The 1,330-nt window shown below is 65.0% G+C and carries 2 protein-coding genes; both read right to left on the bottom strand.

From position 1 onward, the window contains the following. Positions 1–36: 36 nt before the first annotated feature. Positions 37–957, bottom strand: coding sequence for an IS3 family transposase (locus tag CHC09_RS44855; protein WP_089299367.1), 921 nt, complete (start codon positions 955–957; stop codon positions 37–39). Further along, positions 954–1,265 carry a transposase gene (locus tag CHC09_RS44850; protein WP_089299366.1) on the bottom strand — a complete coding sequence of 104 codons (312 nt, stop codon included), beginning with the start codon at positions 1,263–1,265 and terminating at the stop codon, positions 954–956. Before CHC09_RS44850 ends, CHC09_RS44855 begins: the two co-directional genes overlap by 4 nt. Positions 1,266–1,330: the final 65 nt, after the last annotated feature.

The raw sequence follows: 1,330 nt of genomic DNA, 5'->3' as shown, positions 1-1,330 counted from the left end.
TGAGTTTCCCCCGCTTTGATGGAGCAGTTTTCCCTGCTACCGGCTGGTGGCAGGGGTAGCCAAGGCAGGCTTGGGCTGCTCGTCCTGGTGTCGATGCCAGGCGGTCTCGTACTCGTCGGGGCTGACGTAGCCGAGTTCTTTCTGAATGCGGCGAGTGTTGTACCAGCCATCGATATACGCGAACAGGGCGTTCTCGGCCTCGTCGCGGGTCTGCCACGCCTGCCGGTAGACGAGCTCGATCTTCAATGTGGACCAGAAGTTCTCCATCAGCGCGTTGTCGTACGAGTCGCCGACGGACCCCATCGAGGGCAGGATTCCGTTGTCGTACAAGCGTTCCGCGAACCGGAACGACGTGTAGTTCGAGCCGTGGTCACTGTGGTGGATCAGCTCACCGTCACGCACCTGACGGGAGTAGATGCCGTATTCGAGGGCGGCCAGGATCAGGTCGGTGTCGCACCGGTCGGAGGTCTTCCAGCCGACGATTCGGCGGGAGAACACGTCGCGGACCGCGGCGAGCCAGAACACGCCCTCACCGCACGGGATGCGGGTGGCGTCCGCGACCCACAACCGGTCCGGTCCGCTGGCGCGGAACTGCCGGTTCACCAGGTCCGGCGCCGGTTCGCGGCGTGGATCCTGCTTGGTGGAGCCGCCGCGCCAGCCACGCCGCAGGAACGCGCCCTGCCAGCCCTGCTCGCGCATCAGCCGCTCGATGCGCTTGCGGCCGACCCGGATCCCGTCACGGCGTAGTTGCTGATGGATCCGGTCCGAGCCGTAGGTGAACCCCGATGCCGCCCAGACCTCATGGATGTTGGACAGCAGACCGAGGTCGACCATGTCGCGGTCGCAGGGCTGTTCGACCTGTTTGCGCCACGCGTAGTACGTCGATTCGCCGATCTCCAAAACCCGTAGCAGGAGCGCGACCGCGAAGCGGTCTGACTGTTCGTGAACGAACGTCATGACCGTCGCCGGGTCGGGTCGAGCTCCGAGGCGAAATACGCCGACGCCGCCTTCAGGATCTCGTTCGCCCGGCGCAGCTCCGCGTTCTCCTTCAACAGCCGCCGGTTCTCCTGCAGCATGTCGGACGTCGGCCGATCGGCGCGTTCGCCGGCGTCGGCCTCGGCCTGCCGGATCCAGTTGCGCAACGCTTCCGGATGCACGTTCAACTGCTCCGCCAGCCGCTTGATCACAGGCTTCGGGTTCGACTCGCGGTACAGGCGCACAGCGCGTTGACGCAGCTCATCAGGGTATTTCTTCGGTGGTGCCACGGATGCTTCCTCCCCATGGCCATCAGACCATGATCATGAAGCTCCATGAAAGCGGGGGTGGCTCA

The organism is Actinoplanes regularis, from assembly GCF_900188005.1.
GTDB classification, from domain to species: domain Bacteria; phylum Actinomycetota; class Actinomycetes; order Mycobacteriales; family Micromonosporaceae; genus Actinoplanes; species Actinoplanes regularis.
Note: the sequence above shows the minus strand (reverse complement) of the source record. Positions and strands in the feature narration are given on the sequence as shown.